Genomic DNA, 17,752 nt, shown 5'->3' on the forward strand with positions numbered 1-17,752 from the left:
TCGTCTTAACCAAATCGTTGACTCTCGACAGTCCGCAAAAACTGGATTCAAATCAGGTTGATTCGGAAGCGCTGGGGGCTCTTTCGAAACTTAGGTGTTCACTGAAGTTTTGAGGGGGTCTTCAGCATGGCGCGTGCGCATGCCGCGAACGCGTGCGTCCAATCTTCTGACTCGATCAAAGGGTTGGCGCAATCGATCGCGAAACCGGCCTATCAGAGGCTGTTGACCGCTGAGCCGGTGTTGCGTCGTGCTGTCCCTACTCTGATCATCGCCTTCCTGGTCACGATCTGTCTCGGCGCCTTCGTCCAGGTGCTCGATCAGAGCCGGCAGAAGCGCGCGTCCAACAAGCGCGACCTCGCCGCCCTTGCCGATCTCCTCACCGATCGGATCGGCCATCTCTCGGTCAAGCCCGACAGGCTCGCCAATATCGAGCGTCTGCAGAGCCTGCTGCCCGACCTCATTCCGACCTGGGGCGTTGCCCCGGGCCGCCATGTCATCGTCACCGCCGCCGATCACCGCATTCTCGCCAGGGCGCCGGTCGATGCGAGCCTCGGCGCGAACGACCGCATCCTCGACCTGATCTCGACGGCACAGCTGCTGGCGACGCCGGGCCTGCAGGGCACCGTCACCGAGATCGTCCTGCCGAACGGCCGCGCCGCGCTCGCGATCTCGCAACTCGTCAAGCAGCTGCCCGGCCGGGTCGTCGTGATCCAGGAGAAGCTCGAGCCGATCTGGGGATCGGACGCCGCGCTGTCGGTGACGCTCTCGGCCACTACCGGCTTCGTCGTCCTGATCCTCGGCTTCGCCTTCCACTGGCAGTCCACCCGCGCCCGCGAAGGCGACCTCATCAACGACGCCGTGCGCGGCCGCATCGACACCGCGCTCAACCGCGGCCGCTGCGGACTGTGGGACTGGGACCTGTCGCGCGGCCGCATCTTCTGGTCGAACTCGATGTTTGCGATGCTCGGCCTGGACAATCGCAGCGATCTCCTCACCTTCGGCGAGGTCAATGCGCTGGTGAATTCCGACGATATCGACCTGTTCGCCATCGCCGATCAGCTGGTCGCGAGCGAGATCGACCATATCGACCAGAGCTTCCGGATGCGGCATACCGGCGGCCACTGGATCTGGCTGCGGGTGCGCTGCGAACTCAGCCACGGCGCCACCGAGTCCGGCCTGCACCTGATCGGCATCGCGGTCGACATCACCGAGCAGAAGAGCCTCGCCGAGAAGTCCGTCGAAGCCGATCTGCGGCTGCGCGACGCGATCGAGACCATCCCTGAGGCCTTCGTGCTGTGGGACGCGAGCAACCGGCTCGTGCTCTGCAACTCGCACTTCCAGAGCCTGCACAAGCTGCCGGACTCGGCGGTCATCCCCGGCACCTCCTATGAGACCGTGATCGAGGTCGGCAAGATGCCGGAGGTCCGCACCCGGCTGCACGACAGCGGCCCGCAAGTCCCGGGCGCGCGCACCTTCGAGGCCCAGCTCGATAACGGCAGCTGGCTGCATATCAGCGAACGGCGCACCAAGGACGGCGGCTATGTCTCGGTCGGCACCGACATCACCCGCATCAAGGAGCACGAACAGAGGCTGATCGACAACGATCTGCGGCTGCGGGCGACCGTCATCGACCTGCAGCGCTCGCAGGCCGCGCTGGAGCGCCAGGCGATCGAGCTCGCCGATCTCGCCGAGAAATATTCCAAAGAGAAGACCCGCGCCGAGGAAGCCAACCAGACCAAGTCGAAATTCCTCGCCAATATGAGCCACGAGCTGCGCACGCCGCTCAACGCCATCATCGGCTTCTCCGAGATCATGGGCAGCGGCATGTTCGGCTCGCTCGGCTCGGAGAAATACCAGGAATACTGCCACGACATCCTGACCTCCGGCCAATATCTGCTCGAGGTGATCAACGACATCCTCGACATGTCGAAGATCGAAGCCGGCCGCATGAAGCTCGACATGGAGCCGCTCGATCTCGCCACGACGCTTGCGGAGTCGCTGCGCGTCGTCTCGGGCCGCGCCCACGACAAGGGCCTGGAGCTCGACGCCAAGATCGGCGGCAGCGTTCCGATCGTGGCCGACCGCCGCGCGACCAAGCAGATCATCGTCAACCTGCTCTCCAACGCGGTGAAGTTCACGCCTGACGGCGGCCGCGTCACGGTGCGCAGCCGCGTGTTCGAGGACAGGATCGTCCTCGTCATCGCCGACACCGGCATCGGAATTGCGCCGCAGTCGCTGGCGCGGCTCGGGCGCCCGTTCGAGCAGGTCGAAAGCCAGATGACCAAGACCTATCACGGCTCGGGGCTGGGGCTGGCGATCGCGCGCTCGCTCGCCCAATTGCATGGCGGCTCGATGCGGCTGCGCTCCAAGCTCGAGGCCGGCACTGTGGTGCGCGTGACCCTGCCGCGCGATGCAGTCAAAGACGGTGCGGCGATGCCCGTCGCGGCGTGAGCGCGACCAGGCCGCGTCTGCTACACGTTTCAGGCGGCGGCATTTGGGGATTCCCATCGCCCTATCCGCTCGTCATTGCGAGGAGCGGAGCGACGAAGCAATCCAGACTGCCGGACCGGCAGATCCTGCGGATTGCTTCGCCCGCAATGACAGAGGCATGCATGCTTCCTACTCGCGGCATGCAGTAGCTGAGTCACGGGGCTGTCACGTGCTTTCGTGATGCTTGCACATCATCATGGTTGACGGTTCAACACGCCGGCAACTATGGCTAGCGGCCTCCCGAACAATGGATCTCCCGTGCTGTATCTCTTCATCGTCGCCGCCTTCGCGTATCGCTTCGCGATGCTCGCCGTCTCCATCAGAAACGAGAAGCGCCTGCGCGCGGAAGGCGCGACCGAATATGGCGCGTCGGTCTCGCGCTGGCTCGCGATTGCCCATGTTGCATTCTATCTCGCCGCAACCGCCGAGGGCATCGTCCGCGCCGCGCCGCTCGATGTGATCAGTGCGGTCGGCTTCGTCATCTACCTGTTCGGCGCAGTGATGCTGTTCGTGGTGTCGCGGCTGCTCGGGCGGTTCTGGACGGTGAAACTGTTCATCGCCCGCGATCATCAGCTGGTCACGCATCCGTTGTTCCGGGCCGTGCGCCACCCCAACTACTTCCTCAACATCCTTCCCGAGCTGATCGGCTATGCGCTGACGCTGCACGCCTTCGTGACGCTGGTCGCCGGCCTGATCATCTATGCCGTCCCGCTCACCTTACGCATCCGGCAGGAGGAAGCGGTGATGCGCAAGGCCTTCACGGACTACTGAACGCTCCGCTGCCGCGCAGGGACCACATACTGTCATGACCGTGGCACGCGATGGAGCTATGCGATCGGCGGCGCCGTCGGCCGGTAGACTTGCAGATCGACAATGCGTCTAATCGGGGGCGTTTTGCCGGCTGGGCAGCCGGAGCGCAGAAATTCGACAGGGGAACCCCATGAGCTTTTCCAGCATCGTTGCGCGCGGTGTCGCGCTGGTCGGCGGCGCCGCGCTGCAGTGGCGCCGGCTCCAGGGTGACACGCCGAAGCCGGCCTGGGGCCAGCAGCCGCAGATCCCCGCCGCCAAGCCGCAAGGTGCGCTCCCCACCTTGAAGATGCCGACCGCGCAGGGCTGGAGCGCGGGACACGTCCCCACGGCAGCAGCCGGGCTCAAGGTCAATGCCTTCGCGACCGGCCTGAAGCATCCGCGCTGGATCAACGTGATGCCCAATGGCGACGTGCTCGTCGCCGAGGCGACGCAGGTCGCACGATCGCCCAGGAGCGTCTTTGACTATGCGATGCAGGCCACGATGCGGCGCGCGGCGGCGCTCGGCGTCAGCGCCAACCGCATCACACGTCTGCGCGATGACAATGGCGACGGTGTCGCCGAAATCCAGACGACATTCATGGAGGGCTTGAACCAGCCGTTCGGCATGGCCCAGCTCGGCGACACTTTCTATGTCGGCAACACCGACGGCATCATGGCCTTCCCCTACACCGCCGGGGCGGACCGCATCACCGCGCAAGGGCGGCGGCTCACGACCTTCAAGCCCGGCGGCCATTGGACCCGGAGCCTGCTGCCGAGCGCTGACGGCAGGAAGCTCTATTGCGGTGTCGGCTCGCTCACCAACATCGCCGAGATGGGCTTCGAGGTCGAACAAGGCCGCGCCTGCATTTATGAGCTCGACGTTGCTAGCGGCGAGAGCCGCATCTTCGCCTCAGGCCTGCGCAACCCCGTCGGCCTCGCTTTCGAGCCGACCACCGCCGTGCTGTGGACCGTGGTCAATGAGCGCGACGGCCTCGGCGACGAGACTCCGCCCGACTATCTGACCTCGGTGCGCGAGGGCGGCTTCTATGGCTGGCCCTATTGCTATTGGGGCAAGACGGTCGACGACCGCGTGCCGCAGGACCCGGCCATGGTCGCCACCGCGATCACGCCGGACTACGCGCTCGGCGGCCATACGGCTTCGCTCGGCTTGTGCTGGATGCCGGCCGGCCACTTGCCGGGCTTTCCCCAGGGCATGGTCATCGGCCAGCACGGCTCCTGGAATCGCAGCAAGCTCTCTGGCTACAAGGTCGTCTTCATCCCGTTCGAGAACGGCCGTCCGTCAGGGCCGCCACGCGACATCCTGTCGGACTTCCTCGCCCCGGACGAGCGCGTCTCCTACGGCCGGCCGGTCGGCGTCACGCTCGGCCCCGCCGGCTCGCTGCTGGTGGCCGACGACGTCGGCGATTGCATCTGGCGCGTCACGGGGGCGTGAGCGCCGCGCGACAACTCGCGCAAACCAGCATGACGGCTGCTGGACGGATAGGCTCACCAAAGAGGTTCGATGATGTCCGACAATTCAGCCTTGCGCGACCTGTTCGACCGGTGGGAGCAAGTCTGGCATGACGGCCGCTACGATCTGGTGCCCGACTGCGTCTGCCCTCATTACGTCCGGCATGATGAGGTCGGCGACCGGAGCGTCACCCGGGAAAGCTACGCGGCCGAACTCGCCAGACTGAGGCAGGACAGACCTGACGTCCGGATCATCGTCTACGACCATGCGCTCCACGACAATCGCGCTTGGTATCGCTTCACGATGACATGGACCGACCAGGCGACCGGCAAGGTCTGCACCCGCGCAGGACTGCAGGCCTATCGGATCGAAGGCGGCAAGCTTGCCGAAACATGGGTCACACTGCAGCCGATCGGGTCGGCGTGGAACGACACCGTGGCGCAGGAACATTGGACCAGCCCACCCCCGATAGGCTGATCACGGCCGAACAACGGGCGAGGACATCACGCCTGCAGGCTCGGCGCGACCTCGCGGACGATCTGCACCAGCGCGGCAATGAGGGGGGTCATCGGATCGCGCTGCGGGATCACGAGCCCGATCTGGTAGTTGATCACGGGATCGACGATCGGGATCGAGCGCACCTTGTCGGCGAGCCCCAGGGTCTCCGCGAGCTTGGCCGGCATCACGCTCGCCCAGCGACCGGTCTTCACATGGGTGTAGAGCACCAGCAGTGAATTGGAGGTCAGCGTCGGCGCCACCTCGCTGCCCGCGGCGCGGAGCGCGCGATCGATGATGCGGCGGTTCTGCATGTCGGGCGTCAGCAGGCAGAGCGGCACCTGCCCGACCTCTTTCCACGTCACCTCGTCGCGATCCCCGAACATGGCATCCGGCGCGGTCAGGAGCCGATAGCTCTCGTTGTAAAGCGGGATGGTGCGCACCTTCCCGATCGGCTCGTTCTCGATATAGGTGAGGCCGGCGTCCACCTCGAGATTTTCCAACAGCCCAAGCACGTCGGCCGAGGTGCAGGACATGATGCGGAACCGTACGTCCGGATGACGCGCCCGGAACGGTGTCGTCAAGGACGCAACCATGCCGAGCACGGTCGGCACCGCCGCGATCCGGATTTCGCCGGACAGCTTGTCCTTCAGCCCATTGATTTCCTGCCGCATCGCCCGGAAATCGCCGACAATGCGCCGGGCCCAGTCCAGCGTCCGCTCCCCCTCCGGCGTGAAGCCCTGGAAACGCGAGCCGCGCTGCACCAGCATCACTCCGAGGATCTCCTCGAGCTGCTTGATGCTGGTCGACATGGTCGGCTGGGTGACGCCGCAGGCCTCCGCGGCGCGGCCAAAATGCCGCTCCTTCGCGAGCGCGAGCAGAAGTTCGAGCTTGTCGATCAAAAACGAGGCCTTCCCGGAAGTTGTGCCGCCGGGCGCATGGACGGCATGGGTTTCATTAGCATGGCGAACGCGGTCGCAACATGGCAAAGCTGCGACAACCGGCCGCTAAGCGCCTGTTTTGGGTCCAAATTTAGCGATCCTTCGATTGTCTTTCGCTATCGCAGCACGGGACTGCTTTATTGATATTTGGACCAATTCCAATTCTCATCAAGGCAAGCCAGCAACGTATCGATGGGACAAGAATGACGCCGGTCTACGAACCTTGGGAGGCGGCGCGCGGCGCCGAGATCATCGCCCAGCACAGCCAGATGGAGGGTGCGGCCCTGCCGATCCTTCACGCGCTGCAGGAGGCCTTCGGCTACATTCCGGAGGAGGCGCTGCCGATGATCGCCTCCGCGCTGAACTTGTCGCGCGCGGAAGTTTACGGCGTCTTCACCTTCTACCATGATTTCCGGGCCAAGCCCGCCGGGCGGCATGTGCTGAAACTGTGCCGCGCGGAGGCCTGCCAGGCTGCCGGTGGCGATGCTCTGGCCGCCCGCGCCGAAGCCAAGCTCGGTGTCGCTATCGGCAACACGACGCCGGATGAGCGCGTTACCCTGGAGCCGATCTATTGCCTCGGACTCTGCGCCACCGCACCGTCGGCCATGCTGGACGGGCGCCTGGTCGGACGGCTTGACGAAGCCCGGCTCGATGCCCTCGTGTCGGAGGCCCAACGATGAGCCTGCGTCTGTTCGTTCCCTGCGATGCCGGGGCGCTTGCGGTTGGCGCCGACGAGGTTGTGAGCGCGCTGCATGGTGCGGCGCTCGAGCGCGGCCTCACCATCGAGATCGTTCGTAATGGCTCCCGCGGCCTGTACTGGCTGGAGCCGCTGGTCGAAGTCGCCACGCCCAACGGCCGCCTCGGCTTCGGTCCGGTCACGACTGCCGACGTCCCATCGCTGCTGGACGCCATTGTCGCCGGCAAGGCGCATCCGCTCGCGCTGGGCAAGACGGACGATATCCCCTGGCTGAAGCGGCAGACCCGCCTCACCTTCGCCCGCTGCGGCGTCGTCGATCCGCTCTCGCTCGACGACTACCGCGCCCATGGCGGCTATCGCGGCCTCGCACGCGCGCTCACTCTGAAACCCGATGAGATCATCGCCGAGGTCACGGCCTCCGGCCTGCGCGGCCGCGGCGGCGCCGGCTTCCCCACCGGCATCAAGTGGAAGACGGTGGCGCAGACGGCGGCCGACCGCAAATACGTGATCTGCAACGCCGACGAAGGCGACAGCGGCACCTTCGCCGACCGCATGTTGATGGAAGGCGATCCCTTCGTCCTGATCGAGGGCATGACGATCGCGGGCATCGCGGTGGGCGCCACCAAGGGCTACATCTACACCCGCTCGGAATATCCGCACGCAATCGCGGCGATGACGAAAGCGATCGCCATTGCCAGGAAGGCCGGCCTGCTCGGCGACAAGGTCGCCGGCTCCAACTTCGCGTTCGATCTCGAAGTGCGCTCCGGCGCCGGCGCCTATGTCTGCGGCGAGGAAACCTCGCTGCTCGAGAGCCTGGAAGGCAAGCGCGGCATCGTCCGCGCCAAGCCGCCGCTGCCCGCGCATCACGGCCTGTTCGGCAAGCCGACAGTCATCAACAACCTGCTGTCGTTTTCCGCGATTCCCTACATCCTGGACGAAGGCGCCAAGACCTACGCCGATTTCGGCATGGGACGCTCGCGCGGCACGATGCCGATCCAGCTTGCCGGCAACATCAAGTTCGGCGGGCTGTTCGAGACCTCATTCGGCATCACGCTGGGCGAACTGGTCGACGAGATCGGCGGCGGCACCTTCACCGGGCGCCCGGTGCGGGCGGTACAGGTCGGCGGGCCGCTCGGGGCCTATTTCCCGCGCGCGCTGTTCGACACGCCGTTCGACTACGAAGCCTTCGCCGCCCGCGACGGCCTGATCGGTCACGGCGGCATCGTCGTGTTCGACGACACGGTCGACATGGCCAAGCAGGCGCGGTTCGCGATGGAATTCTGCGCGATCGAGTCTTGCGGCAAATGCACGCCCTGCCGCATCGGCTCGACCCGTGGGGTCGAAACCATCGACAAGATCCGACGCGGCGACCGCGTCTCGGACAACATCGCATTGGTCGAAGACCTCTGCAGCACCATGAAACTCGGCTCGCTCTGCGCGCTCGGAGGCTTCACGCCTTATCCGGTGCTCAGCGCGCTCAAACACTTCCGCGAAGATTTCGGACCGCAGCAGCCGCGCCTGCAAGCGGCGGAGTAAGGACGTCGCCATGTCGCTCATCCAGGAAACCGATTACGGCACCCCACGCTCGAAGTCAGAGACCATGGTGACGCTGACCATCGACGGTCAGAGCATCACCGTCCCTGAGGGCACCTCGATCATGCGCGCGGCGATGGAGGCCGGCACCGAGATCCCGAAACTCTGCGCGACCGACATGGTCGACGCCTTCGGCTCCTGCCGGCTGTGCCTGGTCGAGATCGAAGGTCGCAACGGCACGCCCGCCTCCTGCACTACGCCGGTCGCACCGGGGCTCGTGGTCCACACCCAGAGCGAACGGCTGAAGAAGCTGCGCAAAGGCGTGATGGAGCTCTACATCTCCGACCATCCGCTCGACTGTCTGACCTGCGCGGCGAATGGCGATTGCGAACTGCAGGACATGGCGGGCGCGGTCGGCCTGCGCGACGTCCGCTACGGCTACCAGGGCGAGAACCACGTGTTCGCCGAGGCCTGTGGCGAAGCCAATCCGGCATGGCTGCCCAAGGACGAGTCCAACCCCTATTTCAGCTATGACCCCGCAAAGTGCATCGTCTGCTCGCGCTGCGTCCGCGCCTGCGAGGAAGTGCAAGGCACCTTCGCCCTCACCATCTCCGGCCGCGGCTTCGACAGCCGGGTGTCGCCCGGCATGAGCGAGAGCTTCTTGGGCTCGGAATGCGTCTCCTGCGGCGCCTGCGTACAGGCCTGCCCAACCGCGACGCTGACCGAAAAGTCCGTGATCGAAATCGGCCAGCCCGAGCATTCGGTCGTCACCACCTGCGCCTATTGCGGCGTCGGCTGCGCCTTCAAGGCCGAGATGCGCGGCGAGGAAGTGGTGCGCATGGTGCCGTACAAGGACGGCAAGGCCAATCGCGGCCATTCCTGCGTCAAGGGCCGCTTCGCCTGGGGCTACACCACCCACAAGGAGCGCATCCTGAAGCCCATGATCCGCGAGACCATCGCGGAGCCCTGGCGGGAGGTGTCGTGGGACGAAGCGTTCAACTTCGCCGCACAGAAGCTGCGCGGCATCCAGGCCAAGTATGGCCGCGACGCGATCGGCGGCATCACCTCGTCCCGCTGCACCAACGAAGAGACCTATCTGGTGCAGAAGCTGATCCGCGCCGGCTTCGGCAACAACAATGTCGACACCTGTGCCCGCGTCTGCCACTCGCCGACCGGCTATGGGCTCGCCACCACGTTCGGCACCTCCGCCGGTACCCAGGATTTCGACTCCGTCGAGGACACCGACGTCGTCATGGTGATCGGCGCGAACCCGTCGGATGCGCATCCGGTGTTCGCCTCGCGCATGAAGAAGCGGCTGCGCCAGGGTGCCCACCTGATCGTGATCGACCCGCGCCGCACCGAGCTGGTCAAGTCGGCGCATATCAAGGCCGATCACCATCTACCGCTGATGCCGGGCACCAACGTCGCCGTGCTGACCGCAATGGCGCATGTCATCGTCACGGAAGGGCTGGTCAACGAGGCGTTCGTGCGCGAGCGCTGCGACTGGAGCGAGTTCCAGGACTGGGCGGCTTTCGTCGCGCAGGAGAAGAACAGCCCCGAGGCGGTCGCGGCGATGACCGGGGTCGATCCGCAAGAGCTGCGCGGCGCCGCCCGCCTCTACGCCACCGGCGGCAACGCCGCGATCTACTACGGCCTCGGCGTCACCGAGCACAGCCAGGGCTCGACCACGGTGATCGCGATCGCCAACCTCGCGATGGCGACCGGCAATATCGGCCGCCGCGGTGTCGGCGTGAATCCGCTGCGCGGCCAGAACAACGTGCAGGGCTCCTGCGACATGGGCTCGTTCCCACACGAGCTGCCGGGCTACCGGCACATCTCGGGCGATGCCGTGCGTGACCAGTTCGAGGCGATGTGGAACGTTAAGCTCAACCCTGAGCCGGGCCTGCGCATCCCCAATATGTTCGATTCCGCGATCGACGGCACCTTCAAGGGCCTCTACGTCCAGGGCGAGGACATCCTGCAGTCCGACCCGAACACGACCCACGTCGTTCAGGCACTTTCGGCAATGGAGTGCGTTGTCGTCCAGGATCTGTTCCTGAACGAGACCGCCAACTATGCCCATGTGTTCCTGCCCGGCTCGACCTTCCTGGAGAAGGACGGCACCTTCACCAACGCCGAGCGCCGCATCCAACGGGTTCGCAAGGTGATGAGCCCGCGCAACGGGCTCGCCGACTGGGAGGTCACCATCCGCCTCGCCAAGGCGATGGGCTTCGAGATGAAGTACAATCATCCGTCCGAGATCATGAACGAGATCGCGGCGCTGACGCCGAGCTTCGCGGGGGTCTCCTACGCCAAGCTCGAAGAGCTCGGTTCGGTGCAGTGGCCCTGCAACGAGAAGGCGCCCGAGGGCACGCCGATCATGCATATCGATGGCTTCGTGCGCGGCAAGGGCAAGTTCGTCGTCACCGAATATGTCGCGACCGACGAGCGCACCGGCCCGCGCTTCCCGCTGCTGCTGACCACCGGCCGCATCCTCTCCCAGTACAATGTCGGCGCCCAGACGCGGCGCACCGACAACGTGGTCTGGCACGGCGAGGACCGCCTGGAGATCCATCCGCACGATGCCGAGCAGCGCGGCATCCGCGACGGCGACTGGGTGCGGCTCGCAAGCCGCGCCGGCGAAACGACACTGCGGGCGCTGATCACCGAACGCGTGGCTCCGGGCGTGGTCTACACCACCTTCCACCACCCGATGACGCAAGCCAATGTGATCACCACCGACTATTCGGATTGGGCGACCAACTGCCCGGAATACAAGGTGACCGCGGTGCAGATCTCCCCCTCCAACGGCCCGTCGGATTGGCAGAAGGCCTATGACGAGCAGGCCCGGCAGTCGCGCCGGATCGCGTCGGTGGTGGAAGCGGCGGAGTGAGCTGGAGCGAAGTGATGTCGGATGCGGTGCGCATCGCGAATCGTCTGGTCTGGCGCGACGGGGCCTTCAGCGAAGGTAGCCGTCGCGTGCCGGAGGAAAGCGCGATCGCGCTGACCTATAATGGCGGCACCCATGCCGTCATGATGGGGACGCCACAGGACCTTGCCGATTTCGGCATCGGCTTCAGCCTCAGCGAAGGCATCGTCGACACGGCGGACGAGATCCGTTCGCTCGATGTCGTCGAGCTCGACGATGGCATCGAGATCAGGATGTGGCTCGCGCCCGAGCTTGCCGCGCGCATGGCCGAGCGCCGGCGGCATATCGCCGGCCCCACCGGCTGCGGGCTCTGCGGCATCGATTCGATCGCGGAAGCGGTGCGCGCGCCGTCGCTTGTTTCCGAGGGACGGCGCTTCGCGCCGCGCGACATCATGGCGGCGTTGGCCGCCGTCGAGCCGCTGCAGCAGCTCAACCGCGAGACCCGCGCCGTGCACGCCGCGGCGTTCTGGACGCCGGCGCGCAGCATCGTCGCCTTGCGCGAGGATGTCGGGCGTCACAATGCGCTGGACAAGTTGGCGGGCGCTCTGGCGCAGTCGCACACGGCGGCGCACGAAGGCATCGTGCTCTTGACCAGCCGGGTCTCGGTCGAGATGGTGCAGAAGGCGGCCGCCATGGGCGCGCCGCTCGTGGTTGCAGTATCTGCGCCGACCGCGCTTGCGATCCGCATGGCGGAAGCTGCCGGCATTACGCTGGTCGCGGTTGCCCGCAGCGACGGATTTGAGATTTTCACCCACCCCGAACGGATCATCGGCGCCGACGAGAGCGCCCGATCCAGCCAAGCGGATACGATGCATGTCGCATGATACCCACGACCGCCTGATCTACATGGCCAACCAGATCGGCAAGTTCTTTCATCCCCAGGGCCACGACAAGACTGTTGCCGGCGTCGCCGAGCATATCAAGAAGTTCTGGGACCCGCGCATGCTGAAGTCGATCTTCGCGCATCACGATGCCGGTGGCGCCGGCCTCGATCCCGATGTGTACGAAGCGATCGGAACGCTGAAGCAGGCGGTGAAGGAAAAGGCCTGAAGCCCCCTCGGTGCGCCCCTTCCTTCAAGGGGGGAGTGAAAGGTCATCGGGGCGGCGCCCGAGCCTCTCTCAAGCTTGATCACCCCTCCAGCAGTGCCGTGAAGACCCGCCGCACTTCGCTCTGCGTCTCGCGCACGCGGGCCTCCAGCGCCGAGAAGTCCGGCGCGTCGCCGGCACGGGCCATCACCCGCAACAGATCCTCGCCCGCCTGCTCCGGCTTGAACTTGCCGCTGACGCAGAGCCTTAGGATCTGTGTCAGGTCATGATAGAGCCGCGCCGCCTGGCCCAGGACATCGGCTTCCGCACGCGGCAGCACGTCGAGCCGCTTCGCGTTGTGCAGCACCTGCACGCTGCTGACGTCGAGGATTTCCGGCAGCCTGGCGGCGTGAATGAGCTGCAGATATTGCGCGATGAAATCGATATCGACCATGCCGCCGGCGGCATGTTTGAGGTCCCACAGATCGCTCTCGCCCTTCTCCATCGCGATCGCGCGCCGCATGTCGGCGACGTCGCGGGCAATGGCGGTCGGATCGCGCGGCCTGACCAGCGCCGCCCGGATCATCTGTTCGATCGTGGCACGAAACGCCGGCGAGGCCGAGATCACCCGCGCGCGGGTGAGCGCCATGTGCTCCCAGGTCCAGGCCTCGTGCTCCTGATAATGGGCGAAGGATGAGATGTGCGAGGCCAGCGGCCCGGCGCGGCCCGACGGGCGCAGCCGCATATCGATATCGTAGAGCACGCCGTAATTGGTGCGCGAGGTGAAGGCCGAAATCAGCCGCTGGGTGAAGCGGGCGAAATAATGCGATCCCTGCAGCGGCCGCTCGCCGTCGGAGTCCGGCGCGTCGGGATCGAAATCGTAGAGCAGGATCAGGTCGAGGTCCGAGGACGCCGTCATCTCGCGCGCGCCCAGGCGCCCCATCGCGATGATAGCGGTCTCCTGGCCCTTGATGCGGCCGTGCTGGGCGGCGAAGCGCTCGGTGACCAGGCCATGCACGGTGTGGACGATGCCTTCAGCGACATCGGCGAAGGCGGTGCCGGCCTGCTGCGCCGACACCGTGCCGGAGAGGATGCGCGTGCCGATCAGGAACAGGCTCTCCTGGCCGAACAGGCGGAGACGATCGAGAAACTCTTCGTAGGTGCCGGCATCCTTGAGCGTCGCCGCCAGCCGTTCCGACAATTCGCGCCTGTCCGGCATGGCGCCGAAGAAGCGCGGATCGATCAGCCCGTCCATCAACTGCGGCTTCCGCGCCAGCATGTCGCCGAGCCGGGGCGCGGCGCCGAGTACGAGCGCCACCAGTGCGACCAGATCGCGGTTCTGGCCGAGCAAAGTGATGAGGCGCCCGCCTCGCTGCAGCGCCTGGAGGAAGCGGTCGAAAGCCACGACGGCGCGGTCGGGTTCGTCGGCATGCGCGAGACAATCGATCAGCGTCGGCACGAAATCGGTGAAGGCTGAGCGCGTGGTCTCGGTCCGGAACACGCGGTACTCGCCCGCCATCCATTGCTGCAGCGTCCTGGCCACCATAAGCGGGTCGCGGAATCCGAGCGCAGACAGATGATCGAGCAGCCGCGGCTCGTCCGGCCCCGCGCCGTAATCGACCGGCGGCAGGCTCGCCGTTCCCGTGGGATCGCCCTCGAACAGCTTGGCGTAATGGCCCTGCACGATATTGAGCTGGAACAGCAGGTCCTTGGCGAAGGCGTCGCGGCCCTCATAGCCGAAGAACTGCGCGAAGCGCTCCACCGCCTCCGGATCCTCCGGCAGGCTATGGGTCTGCTCGTCCGCGATCATCTGCAGGCGGTGCTCGACCCGTCGCAGGAACTGATAGGCTGCGCCGAGTTCATCGCGCGCCTGATCGGTGATCCAGTTGCTCGCCGCCAGCACATCGAGTGCCTGCAGGGTCTGGCGCACGCGCAAATCCGCATGCCGGCCGCCGGCGATGAGCTGCTGGGTCTGGGCGAAGAACTCGATCTCGCGGATGCCGCCGCGGCCGACCTTGACGTTATGGCCCTCGACCGAGATCTCGCTCTGGCCGCGATAGACCTGCATCTGCCGCTTCATGTCATGGACATCGGCGAGCGCTTGGAAGTCGAGATGCTTGCGCCAGACAAAGGGCGAGAGCTCTGCGAGCAGCGCCTCGCCGGCCTTGACGTCGCCGGCGCAGACGCGGGCCTTGATCATGGCGGCGCGCTCCCAGGTGCGCCCTTCCCGCTCGTAATAATGCAGGGCCGCATCGGTCGACATCGCCACCTGCGTCGAGGCAGGATCGGGGCGAAGCCGCAGATCGACCCGGAACACATAGCCGTCCGCCGTGCGCTGCTGCAGGAGGCGCGCCATCGCCTGCGTGACCCGCACGAAGAAGGGCTGCGGCTCGATGTCCGGCGCCAAGGTCGACACTTCGGGATCGAAGAACACGATCAGGTCGATGTCGCTGGAATAGTTCAGCTCGCCCGCGCCCATCTTGCCCATCGCGAGCACGAACAGCCCGGTGCCGGCCTCCGGCCGTTCGGCATCGGGAGGCGCAAGCCGACCGCGTACCGCCTCCTGCCGGAGCAGATAACGCAGCGCCATCTCGACCGAGGTGACCGCGATGTCGGTCAGCGCGGCCGTCACCTGCATCACCGGCCAGACACCGCCGATGTCGCAGAGCGCGGTGAGCAGCGCGGCCTCGGATTTCATCCGCCGCAACAGCCGCATCACCTCGGCTTCGTTGCTGGCGGCGAACACCTCGCGCGCGGTGTTTTCAATCAGATCAGCGAGATGCGATTGCGGCTCGCTGCGCAACAGCCGGAGCAGCCGGGCGCCGTCGGCGCGGATGAGGTCGAAAAGATAAGGCGAATGCTCGGCGATGCCGAGCAGGATCGTTCGCGCATATCCCTCGCCAAGCAAGGACCGTAAGCCGGCCGCCTGGGCCGGCTCGAGATCGGCGAGCCAGTCAGTCAGGCGGCGTTCGGCTTCGGCGGGCGTACGGACATGCGGGCCGGTCACGAAACGCGCAGCCAAGCTATGCCCGTCCGCGTGTCCCGGCGCGGATGAGGTCATGCCGCCTTCTGTGGCACATCCGCCGTTTGAGCCGCAAGCCTTGCGGGCAGACCTGCGGCGGCAGGTAGCACCAGGGTTGCGATCAGCCCGGGATTGGCGTCGCCGAGCCGCAGTTCGCCACCATGCAGGGTCGCGACGGCGGAGGCGAGGCTGAGCCCGAGACCGGAACCCGGCAGGGTGCGACTGGCCTCCAGCCGCACGAAGCGCTCGACCGCGTGCTTGCGCTCGGCTTCGGGAATGCCGGGACCATGATCGGTCACGCTCAGGAGCACCTGATCGCCCTGGCGCTTCGCCTCGATCAGGATCTCCTTGGCCAGTCCCGCCGCATCGATGCCGAGCGGCACGACGCCCGGCTTGCCGTATTTGATCGCGTTCTCGACCAGATTGGCGAGCGCCTGGCTGATCAGCTCACGATTGCCATGCAGCGGTGCCGTCGGGGCCTTGACGCGCAGGATCATGCCGTCGTCTTCGGCGAGCGGCTCGTAAAGCTCGTGAATGCCCTTTGCGACCTCCGCAGCGTCGAAATCGATCATGTCGCCGCGCGCCTGCCCCGACTCGGCCCGCGCGATCATCAACAGCGCATTGAAGGTGCGGATCAGGCCGTCGGATTCCTCGATGGTGCGTTCCAGCGCGGCGCGATATTCGCCCTCGGTGCGCGATTTCGCCAGCGCCTCCTCGGCGCGGTTGCGCAGCCGCGTCAGCGGCGTCTTCAGATCGTGGGCGATGTTGTCCGAGACCTCCTTGAGGCCGGTCATCAGCGCCTCGATCCGCTCCAGCATCGCATTGAGGTTTTCGGCCAGGCGATCGATCTCGTCGCCGCTGCGCCCGACCGGCAGGCGGCCCGACAGGTCGCCCGCCATGATGCGGCGGGTGGTGCCGGTCATCGCATCGATCCGGCGCAGCACGCGCCGCGCGACGAAGATGCCGCCGCCGATCCCGAGCACGACCACGACCAGCACCGACCATTGCGCCGCCTTGGCCACGATGCCGAACATCCGCTTGCGCTCTTCGAGGTCACGGCCGATCAGCAGGCGGAAACCGCTGGAAAGCTGGGTGACATAGACCAGCGCGCGGTGCGTCTCCTCACCGCGGTCGTCGAGCCTGCGGTAGAAGGTCTCGGACCAGCCGGATGAGCCCATCACGCCGGGCGCCAGCGAGCCGACATTGCCGGCGATCGCCTGCCCGGTCGGCGTGGTGATGAGGTAGAGATTGGCCCCGGGCCGCAGCGCCCGGCTTTCGATGTTGAAGACGAGACCGCGCAGGCCCCGCCGCGAGAAGATGTCGGTCATCTCGCTGATCTCGGCGGTGACCGTGGTCGAGATCTGCTCGGTGATCAGGCGGCGGGTATTCCAGGCGAAGTAGCCGAGCAGCGAGGCCGCAAACAGCGCAAACAGCGCCAGATAAACCAGCGTCAGCCGGAACGCGGTGGTTCGGATCAGTTTACCGAAGGCCGTCACGGATCATGTATCCCGCGCCGCGGATGGTGTGGAGCAGCGGGCGCTCGAAGCCCTTGTCGATCTTGGAACGCAGCCGCGAGATGTGCACGTCGATGACGTTGGTCTGCGGATCGAAGTGATAATCCCAGACGTTCTCCAGCAGCATGGTGCGCGTCACCACCTGTCCCGCATGCTTCATCAGGTATTCGAGCAGGCGGAATTCGCGCGGCTGCAGGGTCAATTCGTCCTTGCCGCGGTTGACGCGATGGGAGAGCCGGTCGAGCTCGAGATCGCCGACCCGGTAGACCGTCTCCTCGGCCGGGCCGCCATGGCGGCGGGAGAGCACCTCGACCCGGGCCAGCAGCTCGGCGAAGGCGTAGGGCTTTGGCAGATAGTCGTCGCCGCCAGCGCGCAGGCCCTTGATGCGGTCATCGACCTGCCCCAGCGCCGAGAGGATCAGCACCGGCGTCCGGTTGCCCTTCTCGCGCAGCGCGCCGATCAGCGACAGCCCGTCGCGCTTGGGCAGCATGCGATCGACCACGAGCACGTCGTAGTCGCCGCTTTCAGCCATCGCCAGCCCTTCCTCGCCGTCGCTGGCGAGATCGGCGATATGGCCGACCTCGCGAAACGCCTTCACGAGATAATCGGCGGATTCGCGGTCATCTTCGACGATCAAAAGGCGCATTTCGGAAACGGGGGCGGTCACGGTTTCTGCTTCCATCTACATGGCGCGGCCGCCGTTTCGGTGCAAGGCGAACCACGCCAAGGGGTTAAGCAAGGCAAACGCAGTCAACAGAGAGGTGGGCGGTGAAGCTGGGGGGACTTCACCGCCCGAGTTCCTTCCGACGGAGGGGGGCATTGTCCAACGGAAGGTTTTGTGGGAG

General features: G+C 66.1%; 13 protein-coding genes. 9 read left to right on the plus strand and 4 right to left on the minus strand.

Going from position 1 to position 17,752, the window contains the following annotated elements; all coding sequences use genetic code 11:
* The first annotated feature begins 126 nt into the window (after nt 1-126).
* The 4 genes from QX034_RS01990 (at nt 127) to QX034_RS02005 (ending at nt 5,227) form a co-directional block, all read left to right on the plus strand.
* A complete protein-coding gene (locus QX034_RS01990) occupies nt 127-2,451 on the plus strand; it encodes a PAS domain-containing sensor histidine kinase (RefSeq protein WP_315766729.1) in 2,325 nt (774 codons plus the stop codon).
* 297 nt (nt 2,452-2,748) lie between these two features.
* On the plus strand, nt 2,749-3,261 hold the full coding sequence (locus tag QX034_RS01995) for an isoprenylcysteine carboxyl methyltransferase family protein (RefSeq protein ID WP_315705500.1): 513 nt from the start codon (nt 2,749-2,751) through the stop codon (nt 3,259-3,261).
* A gap of 169 nt (nt 3,262-3,430) precedes the next feature.
* Nucleotides 3,431-4,732: a sorbosone dehydrogenase family protein gene (locus QX034_RS02000; protein ID WP_315705499.1), complete on the plus strand. Its 1,302-nt coding sequence runs from the start codon at nt 3,431-3,433 to the stop codon at nt 4,730-4,732.
* Between the two features lie 72 nt (nt 4,733-4,804).
* Entirely contained in the window at nt 4,805-5,227 is a 423-nt protein-coding gene (locus QX034_RS02005) for an ester cyclase (RefSeq protein WP_315705498.1), read from the plus strand.
* A gap of 26 nt (nt 5,228-5,253) precedes the next feature.
* Here the strand turns inward: QX034_RS02005 and QX034_RS02010 are convergent, their stop codons facing one another.
* Nucleotides 5,254-6,147: a LysR family transcriptional regulator gene (locus QX034_RS02010; RefSeq protein WP_315705497.1), complete on the minus strand. Its 894-nt coding sequence runs from the start codon at nt 6,145-6,147 to the stop codon at nt 5,254-5,256.
* A 242-nt stretch (nt 6,148-6,389) separates the two neighbouring features.
* On the opposite strand from QX034_RS02010, the gene QX034_RS02015 reads away from it, so the two are divergent.
* Genes QX034_RS02015 through QX034_RS02035 form a run of 5 tightly spaced genes read left to right on the plus strand, consistent with a single transcriptional unit; the run spans nt 6,390 to nt 12,395 of the window.
* Nucleotides 6,390-6,866 carry a formate dehydrogenase subunit gamma gene (locus QX034_RS02015; RefSeq protein WP_315705496.1) on the plus strand — a complete coding sequence of 159 codons (477 nt, stop codon included), beginning with the start codon at nt 6,390-6,392 and terminating at the stop codon, nt 6,864-6,866.
* Nucleotides 6,863-8,419: an NADH-quinone oxidoreductase subunit NuoF gene (locus tag QX034_RS02020; protein ID WP_315705495.1), complete on the plus strand. Its 1,557-nt coding sequence runs from the start codon at nt 6,863-6,865 to the stop codon at nt 8,417-8,419. Before QX034_RS02015 ends, QX034_RS02020 begins: the two co-directional genes overlap by 4 nt.
* A gap of 10 nt (nt 8,420-8,429) precedes the next feature.
* Nucleotides 8,430-11,309 carry a formate dehydrogenase subunit alpha gene (gene fdhF, locus QX034_RS02025; protein WP_315705494.1) on the plus strand — a complete coding sequence of 960 codons (2,880 nt, stop codon included), beginning with the start codon at nt 8,430-8,432 and terminating at the stop codon, nt 11,307-11,309.
* 14 nt (nt 11,310-11,323) lie between these two features.
* Entirely contained in the window at nt 11,324-12,169 is an 846-nt protein-coding gene (gene fdhD / locus QX034_RS02030; RefSeq protein WP_315705938.1) for a formate dehydrogenase accessory sulfurtransferase FdhD, read from the plus strand.
* Complete coding sequence (locus tag QX034_RS02035; protein WP_315705493.1) at nt 12,159-12,395, plus strand: formate dehydrogenase subunit delta; 237 nt, start codon at nt 12,159-12,161, stop codon at nt 12,393-12,395. Before fdhD ends, QX034_RS02035 begins: the two co-directional genes overlap by 11 nt.
* Before the next feature lie 79 nt (nt 12,396-12,474).
* Here QX034_RS02035 and QX034_RS02040 read toward each other — a convergent pair whose 3' ends face one another.
* The 3 genes from QX034_RS02040 to QX034_RS02050 are packed head-to-tail and all read right to left on the minus strand — an operon-like array spanning nt 12,475 to nt 17,553.
* Nucleotides 12,475-15,432: a bifunctional [glutamine synthetase] adenylyltransferase/[glutamine synthetase]-adenylyl-L-tyrosine phosphorylase gene (locus tag QX034_RS02040; protein ID WP_315705492.1), complete on the minus strand. Its 2,958-nt coding sequence runs from the start codon at nt 15,430-15,432 to the stop codon at nt 12,475-12,477.
* On the minus strand, nt 15,429-16,889 hold the full coding sequence (locus QX034_RS02045; protein WP_315705491.1) for an ATP-binding protein: 1,461 nt from the start codon (nt 16,887-16,889) through the stop codon (nt 15,429-15,431). The genes QX034_RS02040 and QX034_RS02045 overlap by 4 nt, the downstream gene beginning before the upstream one ends.
* A complete protein-coding gene (locus tag QX034_RS02050) occupies nt 16,873-17,553 on the minus strand; it encodes a response regulator transcription factor (protein WP_315741998.1) in 681 nt (226 codons plus the stop codon). Before QX034_RS02050 ends, QX034_RS02045 begins: the two co-directional genes overlap by 17 nt.
* Between the last annotated feature and the right edge of the window lie 199 nt (nt 17,554-17,752).

Source organism: Bradyrhizobium sp. SZCCHNR3119 (assembly GCF_032487775.1).
GTDB lineage: Bacteria > Pseudomonadota > Alphaproteobacteria > Rhizobiales > Xanthobacteraceae > Bradyrhizobium.